The sequence below is a fragment of the Pollutimonas nitritireducens genome (genome assembly GCF_002849615.1).
Lineage (GTDB): Bacteria > Pseudomonadota > Gammaproteobacteria > Burkholderiales > Burkholderiaceae_B > Pollutimonas > Pollutimonas nitritireducens.
This window is the reverse complement of record NZ_PDNV01000008.1, coordinates 163,241-183,644: the sequence shown is the minus strand read 5'-3', so window position 1 is coordinate 183,644 and position 20,404 is coordinate 163,241. Positions and strand designations below refer to the sequence as shown.

18 protein-coding genes and 1 riboswitch are annotated in these 20,404 nt (G+C 58.7%); of the genes, 8 read left to right on the top strand and 10 right to left on the bottom strand.

Annotated elements, in window-relative coordinates; translation table 11 throughout:
- Positions 1 to 132 precede the first annotated feature (132 nt).
- From CR155_RS13745 to CR155_RS13720, 6 genes are all read right to left on the bottom strand, one after another.
- Positions 133 to 1,539, bottom strand: a complete 1,407-nt coding sequence (locus tag CR155_RS13745) for a GntP family permease (RefSeq protein WP_102070609.1) — start codon at positions 1,537 to 1,539, stop codon at positions 133 to 135.
- Between the two features lie 118 nt (positions 1,540 to 1,657).
- The gene (locus CR155_RS13740) at positions 1,658 to 2,290 is read right to left on the bottom strand and encodes a LysE family translocator (RefSeq protein ID WP_102070608.1); all 633 of its coding nucleotides are present in this window, start codon (positions 2,288 to 2,290) and stop codon (positions 1,658 to 1,660) included.
- A gap of 19 nt (positions 2,291 to 2,309) precedes the next feature.
- Positions 2,310 to 2,390, bottom strand: a riboswitch (ZMP/ZTP riboswitch).
- A 72-nt stretch (positions 2,391 to 2,462) separates the two neighbouring features.
- The gene (locus CR155_RS13735) at positions 2,463 to 3,398 is read right to left on the bottom strand and encodes a LysR family transcriptional regulator (protein ID WP_102070607.1); all 936 of its coding nucleotides are present in this window, start codon (positions 3,396 to 3,398) and stop codon (positions 2,463 to 2,465) included.
- Positions 3,399 to 3,473: 75 nt separating this feature from the next.
- On the bottom strand, positions 3,474 to 4,262 hold the full coding sequence (locus CR155_RS13730; RefSeq protein WP_102070606.1) for an enoyl-CoA hydratase: 789 nt from the start codon (positions 4,260 to 4,262) through the stop codon (positions 3,474 to 3,476).
- Between the two features lie 36 nt (positions 4,263 to 4,298).
- Positions 4,299 to 5,267, bottom strand: a complete 969-nt coding sequence (locus tag CR155_RS13725) for a Bug family tripartite tricarboxylate transporter substrate binding protein (RefSeq protein ID WP_102070605.1) — start codon at positions 5,265 to 5,267, stop codon at positions 4,299 to 4,301.
- Positions 5,268 to 5,318: 51 nt separating this feature from the next.
- Positions 5,319 to 6,503: a CaiB/BaiF CoA transferase family protein gene (locus CR155_RS13720; protein ID WP_102070604.1), complete on the bottom strand. Its 1,185-nt coding sequence runs from the start codon at positions 6,501 to 6,503 to the stop codon at positions 5,319 to 5,321.
- A 173-nt stretch (positions 6,504 to 6,676) separates the two neighbouring features.
- On the opposite strand from CR155_RS13720, the gene CR155_RS13715 reads away from it, so the two are divergent.
- The gene (locus tag CR155_RS13715; protein ID WP_102070603.1) at positions 6,677 to 7,660 is read left to right on the top strand and encodes a quinone oxidoreductase family protein; all 984 of its coding nucleotides are present in this window, start codon (positions 6,677 to 6,679) and stop codon (positions 7,658 to 7,660) included.
- 39 nt (positions 7,661 to 7,699) lie between these two features.
- Here CR155_RS13715 and CR155_RS13710 read toward each other — a convergent pair whose 3' ends face one another.
- From CR155_RS13710 to CR155_RS13700, 3 genes are all read right to left on the bottom strand, one after another.
- Positions 7,700 to 8,677, bottom strand: a complete 978-nt coding sequence (locus CR155_RS13710; protein WP_439650444.1) for a Bug family tripartite tricarboxylate transporter substrate binding protein — start codon at positions 8,675 to 8,677, stop codon at positions 7,700 to 7,702.
- A gap of 11 nt (positions 8,678 to 8,688) precedes the next feature.
- Complete coding sequence (locus tag CR155_RS13705; protein ID WP_102070602.1) at positions 8,689 to 9,606, bottom strand: SMP-30/gluconolactonase/LRE family protein; 918 nt, start codon at positions 9,604 to 9,606, stop codon at positions 8,689 to 8,691.
- 63 nt (positions 9,607 to 9,669) lie between these two features.
- Entirely contained in the window at positions 9,670 to 10,632 is a 963-nt protein-coding gene (locus tag CR155_RS13700) for a Bug family tripartite tricarboxylate transporter substrate binding protein (protein ID WP_158238278.1), read from the bottom strand.
- A gap of 335 nt (positions 10,633 to 10,967) precedes the next feature.
- Between CR155_RS13700 and soxC the strand changes: the two genes are divergently transcribed.
- The 6 genes from soxC (at position 10,968) to CR155_RS13670 (ending at position 17,617) form a co-directional block, all read left to right on the top strand.
- Complete coding sequence (gene soxC / locus CR155_RS13695) at positions 10,968 to 12,377, top strand: sulfite dehydrogenase (protein ID WP_102070600.1); 1,410 nt, start codon at positions 10,968 to 10,970, stop codon at positions 12,375 to 12,377.
- Positions 12,361 to 12,945: a c-type cytochrome gene (locus tag CR155_RS13690; protein WP_102070599.1), complete on the top strand. Its 585-nt coding sequence runs from the start codon at positions 12,361 to 12,363 to the stop codon at positions 12,943 to 12,945. The genes soxC and CR155_RS13690 overlap by 17 nt, the downstream gene beginning before the upstream one ends.
- Positions 12,946 to 12,998: 53 nt before the next feature.
- On the top strand, positions 12,999 to 13,922 hold the full coding sequence (locus CR155_RS13685; protein ID WP_102070598.1) for a LysR family transcriptional regulator: 924 nt from the start codon (positions 12,999 to 13,001) through the stop codon (positions 13,920 to 13,922).
- Between the two features lie 109 nt (positions 13,923 to 14,031).
- Positions 14,032 to 15,459, top strand: a complete 1,428-nt coding sequence (tcuA, locus tag CR155_RS13680; protein ID WP_102070597.1) for an FAD-dependent tricarballylate dehydrogenase TcuA — start codon at positions 14,032 to 14,034, stop codon at positions 15,457 to 15,459.
- Positions 15,446 to 16,618, top strand: a complete 1,173-nt coding sequence (gene tcuB / locus CR155_RS13675; protein ID WP_102070596.1) for a tricarballylate utilization 4Fe-4S protein TcuB — start codon at positions 15,446 to 15,448, stop codon at positions 16,616 to 16,618. Before tcuA ends, tcuB begins: the two co-directional genes overlap by 14 nt.
- Before the next feature lie 78 nt (positions 16,619 to 16,696).
- On the top strand, positions 16,697 to 17,617 hold the full coding sequence (locus CR155_RS13670; protein WP_233214299.1) for a Bug family tripartite tricarboxylate transporter substrate binding protein: 921 nt from the start codon (positions 16,697 to 16,699) through the stop codon (positions 17,615 to 17,617).
- A gap of 270 nt (positions 17,618 to 17,887) precedes the next feature.
- Here the strand turns inward: CR155_RS13670 and CR155_RS13665 are convergent, their stop codons facing one another.
- On the bottom strand, positions 17,888 to 19,084 hold the full coding sequence (locus CR155_RS13665; protein ID WP_102070594.1) for an MFS transporter: 1,197 nt from the start codon (positions 19,082 to 19,084) through the stop codon (positions 17,888 to 17,890).
- 168 nt (positions 19,085 to 19,252) lie between these two features.
- On the opposite strand from CR155_RS13665, the gene CR155_RS13660 reads away from it, so the two are divergent.
- A complete protein-coding gene (locus CR155_RS13660) occupies positions 19,253 to 20,362 on the top strand; it encodes a hypothetical protein (protein ID WP_102070593.1) in 1,110 nt (369 codons plus the stop codon).
- Positions 20,363 to 20,404: the final 42 nt, after the last annotated feature.

Genomic DNA, 20,404 nt, shown 5'->3' with positions numbered 1-20,404 from the left:
GTGATCAATTCGGGACGCGTTTCAAGCTCCACGGTCGAGGCCGCGTTCAGTCGTTTCAGGAGGATGCGGCGTTGTCGACGCTCCTCGCATTCCCGTGGCGATACGCGCTGCACACTGCATCGGCGGGACGTCTCAGAAACTGCCGAAAAATGTGCCCAACGCAATTACGGATATCAACGCAACCATCGGGACACCCATCGTTACCGCAGCGATGTTTAGATAGGATTGACGGTGGTTGAGTTTGCAGATGGCCAGCAGTGTAATGATGGCGCCACAATGGGGCAATGTATCAAAGCCCCCGGCCGCCATGACGGCCACCCGGTGCATCAGCGCTGGGTCGATGCCGGCCGCCAGCGCCATCCTCAAGTAGTCCGGGCCGAGTGTCTGTAGCGCAATGCTCAGGCCACCCGATGACGAGCCGGTGATGCCCGCCAGGACATTCATGGCGATGGCTTCGGAGATCAGAGGATTGCCAGGGGTCACATTGAGCACAGCATCGCGGATGATGACGAAACCCGCCAAGCCCGCGATGACAGCACCATAGCCGACTTCGGAAGCGGTGTTGAACAGCGGCAGCATGAAACCATATACGCCCTTGTTGACGGTCCCGCGCAAGTCGGTCCAGTGACCCAGGCGGGAGACGATAAGTGTTGCACACGCCACAGTAAGGGCAATGATGAGCGACCACAGTCCGATCACCTTGGCGGGCGTTATATGCGGGAAGTGGTCGGTTACAAAGCTCATGTCCGTGCGCGGAAACACCACATAGGTGAATAACCCGTTTACACCAATGACAAGGACAAGGGGCAGGACGGCCAGGACTAGCTGCATGTGAGCCAGTGCGCCCCGGTCCACGTCTTTGCTAGTCGCATCGTCGTTATCATCCTCGTGCTGACCGTAGCCCTCGCCAGCCAGGCGGGCTTGGTTCGCCCGGCTGCGCAGCCACCAGAGCCCACCAAGCAGCATGATGGCGGCGGCGATGATTCCCAGGCCGGGGGCGGCAAATACATTGGTACCGTAGTAGGGGATTGGGATCGCGTTCTGAATGGCCGGAGTGCCAGGTAGGGCCGTCATGGTGAAAGTGAAAGAGCCCAGCGCAATGGTGGCCGGTATCAACCGTTTCGGGATATCCGCCGTGCGAAAAAGATCTTTGGCGATCGGATAGATGGCAAATGCGACGACGAAGAGCGATACGCCCCCATAGGTCAGGATGCCGCAAGCCAGCACAACCGTCACGATCGCATGCTTGTCGCCAAGTTTGTCGACGATCCAGCGTGAGATGGTATGTGCGGCGCCGGAGTCCGCCATTAGCTGGCCGAACAGTGCACCCAGCAGGAAGATGGGCAGGAATTGAATGACATAATTGCCCAGTGCCTTCATGAACGTATCAGTGTAGGTGGGCAGGTAGATGCCAATCTCGCCGGAGAGCAGGACTGCCAATGCGGCCATGAGTGGGGCCAGAAGCAATACGGTAATGCCTCGATAGGCCAGGTACATCAGTAACAATAGGGAAACGACGATCGCCAAAGTGCTGGCCATGCTGAAAGACTCCGATTAGTAAGCTGCAACAATGCCCCGAGAGGCGCGGAGAGTGTAGCAGCCGCCTTTTCCGAAGTGGGCTAAGCATCTACCAGTGTAGATGAGGGACTCCTGCCGCCTAGCGCCGACTTTCCGTCATCATCTTTACCGCCAGCCCTGCAAGGACGGTCGCCATAAGCCAGCGCTGAACGGCCATCCACGCCGGACGACGGATCAGGAAACCGGCGATGGAGCCTGCTGCAAGGGCGATCACCGTATTGACGCTGATACTGATGCCGATTTGGGTGCAACCCAGTACAAGCGACTGCATCAGGACGCTGCCGTTTTCGGGGCTTATGAATTGAGGCAGCAGGGAGAGGTACATCACCGCAAACTTGGGATTGAGCAGATTCGTCAGAAAACCCATCATGAACAGTTTGCGCGGGCTGTCTTGTGGGAGATCACGCAGCTGGAAAGGAGAGGCTCCACCGGGGCGTGCCGCATTCCATGCGAGCCAGAGCAAATAGATGGCGCCAGCGAAACGCAAGGCGTCGTAGGCAAAGGGAACCGCCATAAGCAGAGTCGTGATGCCCAGCGCGGCGGATGTCATGTAAAAGACAAAGCCCAGAGCAATGCCCCCAAGTGAAATCAGTCCGCTGCGCCAACCCTGGCAGATTGAGCGTGAGATCAGATAAATCATGTTTGGTCCGGGTGTGAGGACCATCGCCAGGGAGATGAGAGCGAAAGCAATGAGATCAGGTGCGCCGGGCATGGTAGTTCTCCGTCAAAGAAAAGGATGCCCAGGCGCACGGCTTTGAACGCTTGCACTCCCCGATGGGTATCCATCTTCAGCGCCAGTCATGCAAGCTTTCTGGATAATAACTGATGTCCGATGCGGCGACGCAAATCGGGTAAGGATGTAGCGATATCCGGCACGCGTGCTGTCAGATGGCCGGATCGATTTCGGAGACACGTGCCGCCACCACCGCCGGGTCATTAAGCAGAATCTGTGCGAACTCGTGTATCTGGCCCTTCTGTAGCGTGTCGTCCTGCCTAAGCAAGTGGAGGTGACGCACTGCCCAGGGTTCCGCAATAGGGACTGACCGTATGCGTCCTTCCCTGATTCTGTTGCGCGCGACGCTTTGCGGCACGATAGCGAGTCCTACCCGCGCCTCGACCAGGTACAGTACGGAAGAGAAATCCTGGACATGTACGCGGGCATTGAAGGCGTGGCCATCGCGCTTGGCCTGGGCATCCAGGAATACGAAATTGCTGCTTTTGCGATCCACGCTGACCACGTCATGCTGCAGCATTTCGCGCAAGGTTATGCTGGCATGCCCCACCACAGGATGATCATTGGGCGCGACGCAGACCAACCGGTCAATGGCATACAGGTCCGCAAGCAAGCCTTCAAAACGCGACCGTGCAGAGCCTGCGACCACCCCTATGTCAGCGTCGCCGGCCTGGATCATGCCGGGTATGGACAAGCTGTCTTTTTCCCGCAAGTCCACATTGACGCTGGTGTTGGCAACCAGGAATCGAGCCAGGCTGGGTATGATGAAGCCGTTGAGCGCACTGCTGTTTGCCAGCAGCCGGATACTGCCTTTCAGATTGCGTGAGTAGTCGCATAGCTCGTTGTGCATGACTTCCACATCGACCAGCAGCTTGCGGGTATGGCGCAGCAGAACCTCGCCCGCCGGCGTCAGCATCATGCCTTTCGGGGTGCGGTCGAATAGTGCGCTACCTACTGCGTATTCCAGGTTCTTGAGGCGATAGCTGGCCGACGATGCGGTCATGTACATGGCGGACGCCGCCGCCGAGAGGTTCTGGGCGTCGACGATAGCCTTGAACAGGCGCAGGTCTTTCAGTTCGTATCGCATGCATTCACCCGCCGTGGCAGCCACGTATGGAGGGCCCACAGCATAACGCTGGCCAGGACAGGGAACAAGCGGACTTTACTTTGCGGCGGCGCGGCGCGCCTTCTCTTCCACAAACCTGCTCATATAGCGCTGAGGTTCCCCGGTGGTGAAAGCCGTGGCAAATTCCTTGACACCATTACGTATGGAGGTTTCCAGCGGCTCATCTTCCCATTCGCGCAGCAGGCGCTTCTGCTGGGCCAGTACATGTGTGCCAAGTTGGGCTAGGCCATCGGCCACGCGTACGACTTCCGTATCGAGCTGATCCGGATCGACCACGCGATCGAGCAGGCCCCAGGCCAGTGCTTGCTGCGCATCGGCGACTTCACCCGTGAGCAACATCCACGAACTGCGTGCCTTGCCGATAAGACGCGGCATGAGTGCGGCATGGATGATGGATGGGATGCCAACCTGCACTTCCGGCATTCCCAGGCGCGCGGCCGTCGACCCGATGCGCAGATCGCACGCCAGAGCGAATTCCAGCCCGCCTCCCAGCGTCCAGCCGGGAATCCGCGCAATAACCGGAATGGACAGCAGGCGGACGCCGTCGCACAACTGGCGCAGCTTCTCGATAAAGGCGGCCGCGCTTTGCTGATCGAGACCGGCCATTTCCTTGATGTCCGCGCCTGCCACGAACGCCTTGTCGCCTTCGCCGCGCATGATCAATACACGGACGGCGGGCGTACGCGCGACATGACTGAGGGCGGCCAGCAGGCCTTCAATAACCGGCGTACCCAGAATATTCAAGCTGCCTGCATTGCTGATCGTCAGCGTGCCTACGCCGTTGGGAGCAATGTTCAGCGTGGCGTGAGTGTTTTCGTAGTCCATTCCTGTTTCCTGGTGGGTTCTAGAGCCCGAATTTGCTTACAGTTTCTCGAAGTTGATAGCCTTGACGACTTCTTGCCATTGTTCGTTGGACGTCCTGATTACCTTGGCGAATTCACTGCGGGTGGTGTAATCGGCCACGGCCCCCTGCTTTTCAATCTGGGCGATGACATCAGGATTCTGCAACACCTTCTTGACGGCCTGATTCAGCGTCTCCAGGATGTCTTCGGGCACATTGGCGGGCGCTGCCAGTCCGAACCAGGACGGGGTGTTCAGCTGAGGGTAGCCCACTTCCGCGTAGGTGGGTACATCGGGCATGCTCTTGACACGTTCCGGTGCGGCGACCGCCAGAGCACGCACTTTACCGGCCTGGATCTGGCCGGCAGACGAAGGCAGGTTGTCGAACACCACCTGTATCTGTCCTGCCAGCAGATCGATCATTGCCGGCCCCAGGCCCTTGTACGGCACATGCAATATTTCGGTTCCGGTGATCGACAGGAAGCGTTGGCCGAACAAGTGGCTGTATCCGCCGTTTCCCGATGAACCGTAAGCCATTTCGCCGGGATTTTTCTTCAGTGCCGTGATCAGTTGATCGAAGGTCTTGATGTCGGATTTAGCATTGACATCGAGCACGCCCAGCACATTGGCCAGATTGCTGATCGGCGCGAAGTCTTTCGACGGATCGTAGCTGGGATTTTTCTGCACGCTGGGATTCACCGCATGTGAGCTTTCCACAGCCATGACGATGGTGTAGCCGTCGGGTCGTTCCTTGGCGGCATAAGCACTGCCCAGGGCGCCGCCTGCGCCGGGCTTATTGATGATGACGACAGGCTGCCCAAGTGCCTCGCCGAGCTTGGGAGCAACGATGCGCGCAATCAGGTCGGTAGTGCCACCGGGCGCATAAGGCACGATGAACTGGACCGGTTTTTCGGGGTAAGCGGCCATCACGGCGGCGGGGGTCGCGCACAGTGTGGCGATAAGGGTGTAGTAGCTTATTTTCTTGAACATGAGACACGCTCCTTTTGGTTTATGGCTTTGATGATCTAGTTATGGTGGTATTTACGTCTTTGATAGGGACGCGAGCACTTCGTCGGTGTGTTCGCCGAGCTGCGGGACCGACTTGATGGGTGCGCCGCGTGATTGCGGATCAGACAGCATGGGGTTGCGCACGACCGGCATATCGCCGTAGTCGCGGTGGTAGGTGGTGCGCAACATTTCCCGATGGATGACTTGTTCATCTTTGAACACTTCATCCAGGCTGTTGACGGTGCCCCAGGAAATGCCCCGGGCCTGCAGCTGGCGACCCCAGTATTCGCGCGGTGCGTCAAGAAATGCGCCGGCCAGGATGCCGCGTAGTTCGGTCAGGTTCGCCAACCTGTTCGCATTGCTGCAGAACTTCGGATCATGCGCCCAGTGCGGCTGATCAATCATCAGGCACAGTCGCGCAAACTGCTCGTCGTTGCCCACCGCCAGAATGAAGTGACCATCCGAAGCCTGGAACACTTCATAGGGCGCCAGATTCGGATGCGCATTCCCGCTGCGTTCGGGCGGGCTGCCCGACACCAAGAAATTCGAGGCCTGGTTGGCATTCATGGCGACGGCGACGTCCAGCAGCGCAATATCCAGATAGCCGCCGCGACCGGTCTTGCTGCGTTGAAACAGAGCGGCCAGCACCGCCGATGTCGCATACATGCCGGTGGTTACATCCACCACCGCCACCCCGGCGCGCAAAGGTCCGGCCCCAGGCTCGCCATCGGCGCGTCCGGTATAGCTCATTAATCCGCCCAGACCCTGGAAAATGTAGTCGTAACCAGGACGCTCCGCCTTGGGACCGTCCTGGCCATAGCCGGTAATCGATAGGTAGATGACGGCAGGATTCAGCGTCCGAATGCTTTCGTAGTCCAGGCCATATTTTTTCAGCGTGCCCACGCGATAGTTCTCAACGACAACGTCGGCCGTACGAAGCAACTGCATCAACTTCTGCCGGTCATCTTCGTTCTTGAAATCCAGGCATACGGACTTTTTGTTGCGATTGCAGCACATGAAGTAGGCCGATGTGCGCTCGCTGCCGTCGTTGGACATCATGAAGGGCGGCCCCCAACGTCTTGTGTCGTCGCCCGTCCCCGGCCGCTCAATCTTGATCACCTCGGCGCCCAGGTCGGCCAGATTCTGAGTACACCACGGGCCGGCCAGGATGCGCGATAGGTCGATCACCCGCACGCCATTCAACGCTTGTTCAATCATAGGCACCTCATTCAGACAGAACGCTAGTCTACGAATCCGGGCGCGTGCAGGCCAGTTCAAATCGACGAACAGGGCGTTCGGCTGTGTCGTACGGGGCGGCATAGTAGGGGGCGCTTGGGAAGTTGGACGGTTCCGTGCTATTAATGGACAGATCTTTCACGGATTAAATTGATATGCCTTCAGCCATCGTCTTGCATGAAGCCGGCCCCGCCGGGAATCTGATATTCGAACCGGTCATTGTCGCCCGCCCACAGCCAGGGGAGATCCGGATCCGGCACACCGCTGTTGGCGTCAATTTTCATGATATTTATGTTCGATCAGGCTTGTATCACACCCTTGCACTTCCCGGCATCCCCGGCATTGAAGGCGTCGGCATCATTACCGAAGTGGGACGCGGCGTCGAACACCTGAATATTGGGGACCGCGTCGCCTATATACACCGAGGCTATGGGGCATATTCGGAAGAACGTGTACTGCCCGCTGCAGAGGCGATCCTGATTCCGGAGGGTATCGACGACGCGGTCGTCGCCGCCACCCTGCTCAAGGGCCTGACGGCGTGGGTGCTGCTGCATGAGGTGTATGCCGTCCAGGCGGGTGACTGGGTGCTCGTACATGCCGCCACGGGGGGCGTCGGTACCCTGCTTAGTCAGTGGGCCAGCCATTTGGGCGCCCGTGTTATCGGCACAGTGGGTTCGGACCATAAGATGGAGCTTGCACGCGGCCAAGGATGCGAGTATGTCATTCAGTACAGACGGGAGGATTTCGTGGCTCGGGTGCACGAGATCACGCGCGGTGAAGGCGTGCACGTGGCATACGACGCGGTGGGCAAGGACACATTCATGGGCTCGTTGGCATGCCTGGGGCCCTGCGGTCATCTCGCCAACTTCGGTCAGGCCTCGGGTCCCGTGCCGCCGTTCGATGTGGCGGCACTATTCCCCAAGTCCAACTCCCTGTCACGACCCAGCGTATTTCTGCACCTGAGAACGACCCAGAAGTTGCACACGGCCGTTGCAGCGTTATTCAACATGCTGGGCGACCGGATACTGCGGCCCGAACATATCACCACCTTCGACCTTGCTCATGCCGCGCAGGCTCATCGTGAACTGGAGTCCAGATCGCGGCTGGGGTCGGTGATTCTGACAGTTCGGACTCAGTAAACGACATCTAAGGGCATTCGGGCTGTTAGCCGCCTGATCTTAGTTTGATTGAATGTTCTGCGCCTTGACCAGCGCCTTCATGCGCGTTACGGCATTGCTTATTTCAGCCGCATGTTCTTGAGGCTTGGTTCCACCCGGCGATGCACCGGCCGCAGCGAGCCGTGCCTGGAGGCCTGGGCTCTTAAGTGATTCCTGGATGGCTTTGTACAAGATCTGAATCTTGTCGGCCGATGTGCCTGCAGGAGCAACGAGGCCATACCAGCCTGCTTCATTGGCCTCCTCGATGCCGACATCCCCAAATGTCGGCACCGCCGGAAGACTTGGAACGCGTTTCGATGAAGCCAGTATGATCGGCAGTAATGTCCCGGCCTTAATGTGCACCGAAGCAGAAGGCAGGGCATCGATAAGAATGGGAACATGGCCGGCAACAACGTCGTTGGCGGCTGGTCCTGCCCCGCGATACGGCACATGCATAATGTTTGCACCGGTCGATAATTTGAGCTGTTCGCCCAACATATGGCCGCTGCCGCAGGTTCCGGAAGTAGCAAACTCATACTTGCCAGGGTTTGCTTTGATAAGGGCCAGGAAGGCGTCATAGTTTTTCGCCGGAAACGACGGGTTCACCAGGATTACATGCGGCGAGCTCGCCAGGCGGCTGATGGGCGTGAAGTCCCTGACGGGGTCGTACGAAACCTTCGGATTGCAGGCCGGGTGAATTGCAAAGCCTGATGCAGAAGAGAGCCCAATCGTATAGCCGTCGGGCAGCGATTTGGCAATGGCCTCGGCGCCAATCGAACCACTCGCTCCTCCCTTGTTCTCTACAACGACAGGCTGGCCAAGCGCTTTGGCCATTTCATCGGCGAACGCCCGGCCGATCAGATCGGTGGTGCCGCCGGGTGGAAAAGGAATAATCAGTTTGAGCGGGCGAACTGGATAATCGGCCGCGCCGGCCGACGCGCAAAGCATTGCTGTTGCGAGGGCCAGAAAGGTCCGGGGCAGGCGCAGGCGTATCGACATGATGCGCTCCTTTAGATAGAAAAGTTGAGCTTCAGCCCCGGAGTCGGCCAGTCTGTCGAGACCAGTTGTCCCGTACCAGATAGGGTGATGTAAGCGGTGTGCAGGTCGGGCCCGCCGAAGCAGATGTTGGTCACGTGCGTGTCTGGCATGGGCACGGTGCGCAGCACTTCTCCTTGCGGCGATACCACAGTCACTACGCCCGTGATAAGCGTGCCGATGCAGATGTTGCCGTCGCTGTCGACGGCTAGACTATCGAGTCGCTGATAGCCAGGAATGGTGCACAGAAGCCTGCCGCCATGGGGTGTGGCAACCGTGTGTTTATGGATTGTTCCTGGTGCAACGATATCAAATGCCCAGACACGCGCACATTCGGTCTCGGCGACATACAGCGTATCGCCTGATGGAGAAAGCCCTACACCGTTGGGCGCCGCCACCGGATACGCCAATTCGAGGATTCCGGTTCCGTCGGGCTGGGCATAATACAGGCCTCCATGATCGCGATGACGCGCATGCTTCTTGCCGAAGTCGCTGATATACATGCCGCCGTGGACGTCGAACACGATGTCGTTGGGCGAAGAAAGCCGGTGCCCCGCGCAATGGGTGTATAAAGTCTCAACGGTGCCTGTGGCGAGGTCCACACGCTGGATCGATCCGCCGGCATAATCCGCGGCAGGGCCGACGGCGGCAAAGTGACCAGGCGTATAGGTATTGCCGCCATTGTTGCAAACATAGAGTGCACCGTCAGGACCGATCGCCATGCCGTTCGGTCCACCTCCACAGTCTGCCACGAGCGTCACCGTGCCATCGGCAGCAATGCGGCGGATGGTGCCGCCGCGAATTTCAGCGACCAGAACGGAACCATCCTCCATCGCTACCGGGCCCTCGGGAAATTGAAGCCCCTCAGCCAGCACTGTCACCTCTGCACGCATGTTTACTCCTGTTGGTTCGTCTGTTATGTTCGCCGCGGGCTGGCCGCCTGGGCGGCTTTATGCCTACACCTTGATATTTGTTGCCTTGATGACTTCTGCCCACTTGTTCACTTCATTGTTAATGAAGCGCCGGAACTCTGCGGGACTGTTTGCGACGATTTCGGCCCCATAAGTAGCCATCACACTTGTCACCGAATCGTCCCGCAGGGAGCTATTGATCGATTTGCTGAGGGTGTTCAAGACGTTGTCAGGGGTTCCAGCGGGAGCCAGGATGCCTGTCCACGCGCTGACATCAAAAGGTTTTTTCGTAAATTCCTGTACGGTGGGTAATTCCGGCAAGAGGGACGAGCGTTTTTCAGTCGTGACGGCGATAGCCCTCAATTTTCCGGACTTGACCAGGGGCGCGGCACCAACGATATTGGCGAAATAAATGTCGACGTGTCCGCCCATGAGGTCCACCAGACCGGGTCCCGTTCCCTTGTATGGGACATGGGTCATGGATATTCCCGTGATATAGCAGAACAGTTCGGTGGACATATGGTCTGCCGTACCGATGCCGGATGACGCAAAGCTGAGTTTCCTGGTTTTGGCGATGGTCACGAGATCGGCCAGCGATTTGATCGGAGAGTCCGGCTTGACGACCAGGACAAACGGTGACTGCGCCGCCAGGCATACGGCGGAAAAATCGTTCACGGTATCGTAGGGCAATGTGCGCAGCGAAGGATTGGTGACATGAGGGACGCTGCATACCAGCAAGGTGTAGCCATCCGGTTTGGCGCCGGCGACATACTCGCTGGCAATGATTTCCGATGCGCCTGCCTTGTTTTCAACCACAACAGATTGGCCCAGTGCCTTGGCGAGCGGCTTCGATAGTGCGCGCGTGAGCGTATCTGTGCCGCCGCCAGGCGAATAGGCCACCACCATTGTGATTGGCCTTGAAGGAAATGCCGGCTCGGCATAGCTTCGAAACCCCGTCGCCATTGCCCCACCTGCCACGGCGGTCTGTAGAAAGCGTCTGCGGTCCATGTTCATTCTCCTCCAGTAAATGCGGCTGTCACGTATTCGTGTGCTTACGTTTGTTGTTGTCTGGCGCGTCGAGCATCGTGCAAGGTCGCAGATGCGCTACCAGGTTCGTGAACCCAATATATAAGCCGGTGAAGCGCTGGAGAAGACGGAAACAGTGAAAGGGGTATTTGGATAAGCTAAAAGAACGATCGCGCAGTGGATCTTCCCTTGCCCGCATGGCTTTGTCGGTGCATACGTGATCTCTGATGGTCCCGCGGCGTTGGCGGTGAGGTACTATCAATGTGCCTCGCAGCAGCAGAGCGAAGGCATCCGCATCGGTATCAAAGGAGCTGCATATGACCTCACACAAGGCAGACACAGAGACAATCGTTCACTCTGACTCATCCCCGACCCGCTCGCGACTTGCGCTTGAAAAGCAGGAGAGCGCGTTCCTGGCACGCGAGCGGCGGGATCCTAGCTCGCCCTATTATCGTGATGGGACGCCAGCGCAAGAACCTGAAGGTCCGCCAGCCAGAAGGCGTTTCATGCTTGGCGCGATGGCAGCGATTGGCTCGGCCGGCGTACATGGACTTTCCTCTGCGACGCCGGGCGCCATCGAACGAACCGTACCACCCGATGCCAGCAAAATACAAGGCGTCGGCGTTGCGACGGACGATGGCGGTTATGGCGCACGTTCCCAGTTCGAGACCGAAGTTCGCGAACGCTACGCAACCAAGACTACGGAGTCCTCCTGGAGCTTTACTCCTTTGCAGAAAAGCATGGGCACACTCACGCCCTCGGGTCTGCATTACGAGCGTCATCATGGCGGCATCGCAACAATCGATCCTTCGACGCACGAGCTCTTCGTGCACGGCATGGTCAAGCAGGCCAAGAAATTTTCCATGGCCGACCTGAAGCGCTACCCGATGCTGTCGCGCATCATGTTCCTGGAGTGTTCTGGAAACGGGCTTACCGAGTGGGCCAAGCCTACGCTCAAGACCGTGCAAGGCACGCATGGACTCACATCGACTTCCGAGTGGATCGGCGTGCCGCTTTCCACTATCTTGAACGAGGTTGGTCTGAAGCCGGGTGCCAAATGGCTTATTGCAGAAGGTAACGATGCGGCTGCCATGACGCGCAGCATCCCAATCGAGAAAGCACTGAGCGATTGCTTACTGGCCTACGGCCAGAACGGTGAAGCCATCCGTCCCGAGCAGGGTTACCCGATTCGGCTGTTCGTGCCCGGCTACGAGGGCAACATGTCGATTAAATGGTTGCGGCGCCTCGAGGTTTCGGACAAACCGTTCATGACTCGTGAAGAAACATCCAAGTACACAGACTTATTGCCCGACGGTACGGCGCTGCAGTTTTCATTCCTCATGGAAGCCAAGTCGGTCATTACCTATCCTTCCGGTGAAATGTTGTTGAAGAAACCGGGATTTCATGAAATTTCGGGTTTGGCATGGTCCGGGCGCGGCACGATCAAACGGGTGGAAGTGTCGGCGGACGGCGGCAAGAACTGGCGCGATGCCGTGCTGCACGGGCCGGTCCTGCCTATCTGTCATACGCGATTCACGCTGCCATGGGAATGGGACGGCAAAGAGGCCATACTTCAAAGCCGGTGCACCGATGAAACCGGCTATGTGCAGCCGACGATCAAGCAGTTGGCCGACGAGCGCGGACTATCTTCGGTGTATCACCTGAACGGTATCCAGAGCTGGAAAGTGGCCGCTAACGGGGAGGTGTCAAATGTCCATCATTACTAAGAAGTCAATTATTGCGACGGCTTTGGCTTTGTCCTGTTCGGGCGCATTGGCCCAACAAGCCGGTGCCGACGCGAAAATCGCTGCATCGGGCGAGGCGGCTGCGCACCTTCAGTTCGGATTTGGCACCGATATTACCGATGCCGACCTGCAGCGCTTTGTATCGCCCTTGCCCGATGGCCGTGGTTTGCCCAAGGGTTCGGGAACGGTCATGCAGGGCGAAAAAGTGTATATGCAACAATGCCTGGCATGCCATGGCGCCAAGCTGGAAGGGGGCTTGGGAGACCGGCTGGTCGGCGGTCGCGGCAGCCTGGTGGCGGATGGCAACGGCGGCCCGCCTGTGAAAACGGTAGAAAGCTATTGGCCATACGCCACCACGCTGTTTGATTACATCAACCGCGCCATGCCGTTCATGATGCCTAACAGCATGTCCCATGACGAGGTATACGCGGTGACCGCCTACATTCTTGCCCAGGCCAACATCATCCCAGACGATGCGACGCTCGACCAGAAAACGTTGCCGCAAGTCGTCATGCCGAACCAGAAGGGGTTCAAGCCAGCAGATCGTTAATACAATCCGAACCATGAACAAACTGTTTACTCTCTCCTAAAGCGTCCGCTGACATGGAACTGCGTCAGTTGCGCTATTTTGTTCGCGTCGTCGAACTCGGCAGCATGGGTCGTGCCGCGCAAGACCTCGGCGTCGTGACATCGGCGCTCAGCCAACAGATCAGTCGGTTGGAAAGTGAACTCAGCACGCGCCTTCTGCAGCGCACATCGACCGGCGTCGTGCCCACCGCGGCGGGATTGGCGCTGCGCCAGGAGGCCGAACTGGTGCTGCGTCATGCCGCGAGCGCCATTCACGCTGCCAAGGCGGCAAGACTGGCGGGGCACGTTTCAATAGGCATGGCGCCCACGACCTCTTCTGTTTTGGGGGTGCCCCTCTTGCAGGCCATGCAGCGCCGCTATCCCGACGTGCGCCTGCATCTGGTCGAAAGCCTGTCGGGCAATCTTTCGCACATGCTGGGCCGACGCCAACTGGATCTCGCCGTGCTGTTTCATGCCGGAAGTCAACAGGGTTGGACTTTGCTTCCTATGCTGACGGAACAATTGTTCGTCGTGGCCCAACCGGATCGATACCCTCTACCGACAAATGGCAAGCTGTCGCTCAAAGATATCGTGACGCTGCCATTGGTACTGCCGACCGGATCACACGGCTTGCGCGCGATTGTCGATGCGGCCTTCTTTCATTATGGCCACGAACCCAATGTGGTCGCCGAGGTGGATGGCTTATCCATGTTGATGGATATTGTCCACGCGGGACTGGCGGCCACCATACAGCCGGGGGCGGCGGTGGTGCGCGCGAACGACAAGCAGTTGCTCCGGATTCCCTTGTTGCACGACAAAATGGTCCGCCGCAATCTGGTGGCCAGTTTGTCTGACGACCAACTATCTCCCGCTGGACTGGCGGCGCGTGTCGTATTGGTCGATGTCATGCGCGAACTGGTCTCGGAAGGGCATTGGCCTGGGGCCGAACTCACGATGTGAGCGGCAGGGTGTTCACTATTTGTGAACACCCATGGCCGGATGCCTCGTAGCGGGCGGACGCAAACACGTCTACAGTACGCCCACTAAATAGCTTTGCACGGAACGATTCATGTTCGATGTACTTATAGTCGGTGGCGGAAACGCCGCCCTGTGTGCCGCATTATGCGCGCGCGAAGCCGGTGCCAGTGTCCTGGTCCTGGAGTCGTCGCCGCGGGAATGGCGTGGCGGCAATTCGCAGCACACGCGGAACTTGCGCTGCATGCACGATGCACCGCAGGATGTCTTGATCGACGCCTATCCCGAAGAGGAATACTGGCGTGATCTTCTGGCGGTCACAGGAGGGCAGACCAACGAAAAGCTTGCTCGACTTGTCATTCGCGCCTCCTCGACCTGTCGAGGTTGGATGCGCAAGCACGGTGTGCATTTCCAGCCACCGTTGTCGGGCGCCTTGCACGTCGCGCGCACCAATGCCTTCTTCATGGGCGGGGGAAAAGCGCTAATTAACGCGTACTACCGTAGCGCCGAGGCGTTGGGCGTGCAGATTCGCTATGACTCGCCGGTCGATAAGCTGGATATCCAGGACGGACGCTTTATTGCGGCCTATACCAACGGTGAACGCATCGAAGCTCGCGCCTGTGTCCTGGCCGCTGGGGGCTTCGAGTCGAACCGCGAATGGCTGCGCGAGGCTTGGGGCCAGAACGAGCGCGGCGAGTGGCCGGTCGACAATTTTTTGATCCGCGGCACGCGATTCAACCAGGGCGTGGTGCTCAAGCATATGTTTGAGGAACACCAGGCGGACAAGATAGGTGACCCGACCCAGGCCCATATGGTTGCCATTGATGCCCGGGCACCCCTGTACGACGGCGGTATTTGCACCCGTATCGATTGTGTGTCGTTGGGTGTGGTCGTAAACCGCCAGGCCGAACGCTTTTATGACGAGGGCGAAGACTTCTGGCCCAAACGCTACGCCATCTGGGGCCGCCTGCTGGCTAACCAGCCCGAGCAGACAGCCTATTCCATTATCGATAGCAAAGCAGTAGGGCGCTTCATGCCGCCGGTCTTTCCGGGCGAGAAAGCCGATAGCCTGCCCGAGCTTGCCGCCAAGCTCGGCCTGGACGTAGACATGTTCATGCAGACACTGAACAGCTATAACGCGTCCTGCAAAGTGGGCACCTTTGACCATACGAAACTTGACGACTGCCACACTGAAGGGGTGACACCCGCCAAGACCCATTGGGCACTACCTTTGGACCGCCCGCCGTTCTATGGTTATGCACTGCGTCCCGGCGTGACTTTTACTTATCAAGGACTGTTAACCGATGAAACCGCTGCCGTACGTTTTAACGACCAGCCCAGCAACAATCTTTTTGTTGCAGGCGAAATGATGGCCGGCAATGTACTGGGCAAGGGCTACACCGCAGGTATCGGCATGTCGATAGGCACGGCTTTCGGGCGCATTGCCGGCGTCAATTCCGCCAAGGCAGCCCTGGGCGCCGAGCACGTTATTCCTCAGGAGGCCGATCATGCAGCAGCTTGAAGCCTTGACCAAAGACGCCCTGGACCTGGGTGGCGGGATCATCGCCCTAAGCGCCTCGGAGGCCGAAGCCGCCAGGCAGTTGCAAGTGTGCAATGCCTGTCGTTATTGCGAAGGTTTCTGCGCCATGTTTCCGGCAATGACGCAACGCCTGATGTTCGAGAAGGCGGACGTTCATTACCTGGCCAACCTGTGCCACAACTGCGGCGCCTGTTTGCATGCATGCCAATATGCGCCCCCCCATGAATTTGCCATCAACGTGCCCCAAGTCATGGCACAGGTGCGCGGGCAAACCTATAAGGACTACGCATGGCCGCCGGCGCTGGGTAAACTCTATGAACGCAATAGTCTTGTATTGACGCTGGCGTTGGCCGCGGGGCTGGCACTTTTCCTTGCCCTTGCGGTGGCCATGGGCGGCGGGCTGTGGAACAGCGCCGTGTCCGGCAACTTCTACAACATCTTTCCGCACAACCTGCTGGTGGGCCTGTTCGCGCCGGTATTCCTGTTTGCATTATTGGCGCTGGGCATGGGCTTGCGGCATTTCTTGCGTGACATCGGACCGGCGACCAGCGGGGCGTCGGCGACTACCCCGGCAGCGCTCGAAGCCACCAGTGCCGTGCTGCAGCTGAAATATCTGGACGGTGGCCACGGCGAAGGGTGCAACAACGAAGATGATAAGTTCACCTTATCGCGCAGGCGTTTCCATCACCTTACCTTCTACGGCTTCATGTTGTGCTTTGCCGCAACCAGCCTGGCAACCGTGTACCACTATGCCTTTGGTTGGCAGGCGCCTTACGATCTGCCGAGTGTGCCCAAGATACTCGGCACCGTGGGGGGCGTGGCGCTGATGATAGGCACGGCAGGGCTCTGGTACTTGCACCGTCGGCGCCACCCGCTGCACGGCGACCTGGCCCAAAAACCGATGGACCTTGGCTTTATTGCATTACTCTTTCTGATCAGCGCAAGCGGCCTCGCGCTGTGGCTGGGACGCGCTACGCCTGCCATGGCGTTATTGCTCTGCCTGCATCTGGGCGCGGTGATGGCGCTTTTTCTGACCATGCCTTACAGCAAGTTTGCGCATGGCTTCTTCCGCAGCGCCGCGCTCCTGCGCTACGCCGTCGAAAAACGACAACCCAAATCAGCGCTGCCAGGCGCTGACTGAAGTTCCTTTGAATTACGGAGACCTTCCATGAAAATCAATAAAATACTGAACAGTCTGCTGCTGTGCGCAGGTGCCTTGATGGTGCCGGTGACACATGCCGCCCAGGAATTACCCGACCGGCCAATCTCGCTTGTCGTGGGCTTCGTGGCAGGTGGCGCGGCCGATACATCGGCACGCCTGATCGCGGAAAGGCTGGGGCATAACACCGGCCGCTCCATTGCCATCATCAACAAGCCCGGCGCCGGTGGGAATATCGCCCATCAATTCGTGGCAAAAGGCCCAAAAGACGGCAGCATGTTGCTGCTGGGTTCGGTGGGACCACTGACTATTTCTCCGCATCTGATGGAGGTGTCGTATGACCCCTTCAAGGATCTTGTGCCCGTTTCAGGTGGCGTCAATTTCCCGAACGTGCTGGTGGTCCACAATGCGGCAGGTGTCAAGACGCTGAAGGAGTTCATCGCTTTGGCCAAGTCCGAACCCGAAAAGGTTGACTATGCCTCATCAGGCTTCGGCGCGGCGTCGCACATGGCGGGCGAACTTCTGAATATGGAAGCCGATGTCAATATGGTGCATGTGCCCTACAAGGGCGGCGCACAGGCCATGCAAGACTTGCTGGGCGAACGCGTGACCTCGTACTTTTCAGCTCCGCCCACGGCCATGCCATATGTGGAAGAAAAGAGGCTTATTCCATTGGCCACGACGGGCCTGAAACGTCCGGCCTACCTGCCGGAAATTCCAACCGTCGCCGAATCGGGCTACCCCGGGTTCGAGGCATTGAACTGGTACGCATTTGTCGCGCCCGGTGGAACGCCAGACCCCATACTTGACCGCTGGAACGAGGAAGTCGTCAAGGTATTGACGGATCCGGAAGTGGTAAAGAAACTGACGGAATTCGGCATGACACCCCAACCCACTACGCGTGAAGAGTTTGCCGCTTTCATGAAGAAGGAGTCAGACAAGTGGGGCAGGATCATCAAGGAACGGAACATCAAGAAGTAAAGCGCGATATCGGCAGGCCTGCAACGGGTCTGCTGGCTTTACTGTCGACCGGAAGTGTGCAATCTAAAACCCGCACATCGACATGAAATTCGCCCACTGCACTTGCATCTGGGGCGTAAGATACCCCACGAAAGACAGCGCCAAAACGCCGCCCAGTGCTAGCCAGCCAATCACGCGCCCCGGTCTTAGGCGATGGGCCGGTTTTATCGAAGTTTCTGTACTGCTGGAATGGCTCATGGGCACGTGCCTCACTGTATTGTTGCGTTGGCATCAGGCTGCTGTCGGGCTGGCCAGGGTCTGTTCCTTGATAGGCATGCACAGCACCGCGGCAACGACAGCCAGCACGATGCCTGTCCACCACACCATTGTATAACCGCCCGTCGCCTGGTACACATAGCCGCCCATTCCGACACCGATGAAGCTGCCCACCTGGTGTCCCAGGAAGGCAATGCCCGACAGCGTGGCGGCATACCGGAATCCGTAAATTTGCCCAATCAGGCCTTGGGTCAGCGGCACGGTACCAAGCCAGAACAGGCCCATCCATGCGGCGAAGACGTAGGCGACCCAGGGAGTCAGCGGCACGGCAAGCAGGAAAATGATGCCGAACGCCCGCAGGAAGTACACCGCCGCCAGCAGCGTCTTCTTGCTGTAGCGCCCACCCAGCTTGCCTGCATAGATGCAGCCCGCGACATTGAACAGACCGATCAAGGCGATAGCCGTGGCACCATGCGCAGCGGTCAAGCCGCCATCGGCCAGATAGGCGGGCAAGTGCAGTGTGATAAAGGCAGTGTGGAAACCGCAAACAGCATAGCTCCAGAACAGAAAATGAAAGGAAGGATGAGCTAGCGCCTGGCGTATGGCACCGCCGAGGCTATGGGTGGCGATGCTGGCGTCGGGGCGCCCCTTAAGAAATGCCGCCAGGGGCAGGCCAGCGGCAACGAACATGGAAAGGACCCAGAGGGCGCCCGTCCAGTCCATGGTCGAGATCAATAGCTGGCCGGTCGGCACAACGGCAAACTGCCCCAAAGAGCCGCCCGCGCTGGCTATGCCCATGGCTGTGCTTCGATAGGCGGGCGGGACGGCCCGCGCCACCACCGGCAGAATGACTGGAAACGTCGTACCGGCCTGGCCCAGGCCGACCAGCACGCCGGCGGTCAGGTACAGGGAGAGCTCGTCGCTGGATAGACGCATTCCCACCATGCCCAGCACGTAGAGGACGGCTCCCAGCGCAATCGTGCGCCCGGCGCCATAGCGGTCGGCCAGCATGCCCATGAAGATGGCGCCTGCACCCCAGACGATGTTTTGGATGGCGAAGGCCATTGAGAAGACGTCCCGCCCCCAGCCATGTTCCAGGCCCATGGGTTGCATGAACAGTCCGAAGGTTGCGCGGACCCCCAGTGATAGCAGCACGATAAAGGCGCCGATATACAGCGTGCGCAAATAGGGCGGTTGTGTCTGGGTCGTCATGGAATGAAATGCTGCGTGGTGTTGGACGGAAGGCGTCTTATGAGTTCCGGGAATAATAGCACCGGGCAATACCCGGCATGCGGCTTTCGTGCGCTGATTGCAAGCCTACGCAGAACCAACCTTCTGCTACAGTGAACGTCCCTGCTTGAACACGATCGAGCCTATCCCATGAAAACTTTATTGGTAAGCGGCCTGTTGGCATTGCTGGGCGCGCTCCTGATCACGAGTCTCTACAAGCCCAGGCCCCTGGAAGCGCAGCTGCTGCATTTGCAGGTCGAACAATCCGTCCCGGAAATGGCCAGCGAGATGGTCGATGAGCCCGCCGAGGTTCAGGCGCTGTTCCTCGTGTATTCGAAAGATCCCATACTGCTGGCAAAGGCCCGGTTGGCGCTTCTGCGTTACCCCGATAAGGCCCGGCCCATCTTCCTGATGTTGGGAGACAGCCTGGATTTTCAGGAGGTGCTTCGACGCTACGGAGAGGACGTAGTTTTGCCCATTCATTTCTTCCTGACGAACGAAGTCTTTACGCTGGAGCTGATGCGGGGACTGAGCGAGACAGCGCGATCGGCGCTAAGCTCAGTGCGGCGACTGTGGAATGGCGATGAGCCGGCGCAAGCCGCTTCCACGGGCACGCTGACGACCGAAGACCGCGCCAGGTACGCCGTCCAGTTCATTAAGGCCGAAGGCTACGACTTTCTTGGCCAGTTCGTGATCAGCCCTAAAGGGGAAGTCGGCTGGATCCAGACTGAACGGGTACTTGAAGGCATCAATAGTTTCTTCGCGGGCGGCGTGAAAGGGTTGGAAAGTAAAATCCGCCGCGATGAGACCATAGCGATGGGCGACGTGGGCTGGGCGGCGCTGGACGTCGCAATCGGTGTGAGCGCATTCAAAGTGCTGCGTATGGGCCGGACCGCTGCCGTGGGCGGGCGGTCCCTGACGTTTTCCGAGCGATCAGCGGCACTTGCTGCGGGCTTGTGGCGCGGCAGCGTGATTGGCGCAAGAGTGGTGAAGTACGGAGCGCCGGCGGTGCTGGCGTACATCGCAATCCGGCACCCCAGCGTCATCAACTCCTTGCTCGGATCCGCCGCCGAAAAGCTTGGCCTGCCGGAAGGCATGGTCCAGGTCGTAGGATGGACACTGGTGTTGCTACCCATCATGCTGTTGCTGCGCTTCATTCTGGAGCCTCTGGCCTGGATGATGGCCGGCTTGGTGGGCATGCTGCGCGGGCTGGACCGAGTGCTGCGGAGGCGGTCAATAGGCAGCGCGTCCGGATATTGAATCGCGATAATGCAATCGTTTGCGGCGGTAACGATCTAATTG

Coding starts and splice junctions, on each gene's coding strand:
- CR155_RS13745 (WP_102070609.1), bottom strand. CDS start 1,539: ATGGCCAGCACTTTGGCGATCGTCGTTTCCCTATTGTTACTGATGTAC.
- CR155_RS13740 (WP_102070608.1), bottom strand. CDS start 2,290: ATGCCCGGCGCACCTGATCTCATTGCTTTCGCTCTCATCTCCCTGGCG.
- CR155_RS13735 (WP_102070607.1), bottom strand. CDS start 3,398: ATGCGATACGAACTGAAAGACCTGCGCCTGTTCAAGGCTATCGTCGAC.
- CR155_RS13730 (WP_102070606.1), bottom strand. CDS start 4,262: ATGGACTACGAAAACACTCACGCCACGCTGAACATTGCTCCCAACGGC.
- CR155_RS13725 (WP_102070605.1), bottom strand. CDS start 5,267: ATGTTCAAGAAAATAAGCTACTACACCCTTATCGCCACACTGTGCGCG.
- CR155_RS13720 (WP_102070604.1), bottom strand. CDS start 6,503: ATGATTGAACAAGCGTTGAATGGCGTGCGGGTGATCGACCTATCGCGC.
- CR155_RS13715 (WP_102070603.1), top strand. CDS start 6,677: ATGCCTTCAGCCATCGTCTTGCATGAAGCCGGCCCCGCCGGGAATCTG.
- CR155_RS13710 (WP_439650444.1), bottom strand. CDS start 8,677: ATGTCGATACGCCTGCGCCTGCCCCGGACCTTTCTGGCCCTCGCAACA.
- CR155_RS13705 (WP_102070602.1), bottom strand. CDS start 9,606: ATGCGTGCAGAGGTGACAGTGCTGGCTGAGGGGCTTCAATTTCCCGAG.
- CR155_RS13700 (WP_158238278.1), bottom strand. CDS start 10,632: ATGGACCGCAGACGCTTTCTACAGACCGCCGTGGCAGGTGGGGCAATG.
- soxC (WP_102070600.1), top strand. CDS start 10,968: ATGACCTCACACAAGGCAGACACAGAGACAATCGTTCACTCTGACTCA.
- CR155_RS13690 (WP_102070599.1), top strand. CDS start 12,361: ATGTCCATCATTACTAAGAAGTCAATTATTGCGACGGCTTTGGCTTTG.
- CR155_RS13685 (WP_102070598.1), top strand. CDS start 12,999: ATGGAACTGCGTCAGTTGCGCTATTTTGTTCGCGTCGTCGAACTCGGC.
- tcuA (WP_102070597.1), top strand. CDS start 14,032: ATGTTCGATGTACTTATAGTCGGTGGCGGAAACGCCGCCCTGTGTGCC.
- tcuB (WP_102070596.1), top strand. CDS start 15,446: ATGCAGCAGCTTGAAGCCTTGACCAAAGACGCCCTGGACCTGGGTGGC.
- CR155_RS13670 (WP_233214299.1), top strand. CDS start 16,697: ATGGTGCCGGTGACACATGCCGCCCAGGAATTACCCGACCGGCCAATC.
- CR155_RS13665 (WP_102070594.1), bottom strand. CDS start 19,084: ATGACGACCCAGACACAACCGCCCTATTTGCGCACGCTGTATATCGGC.
- CR155_RS13660 (WP_102070593.1), top strand. CDS start 19,253: ATGAAAACTTTATTGGTAAGCGGCCTGTTGGCATTGCTGGGCGCGCTC.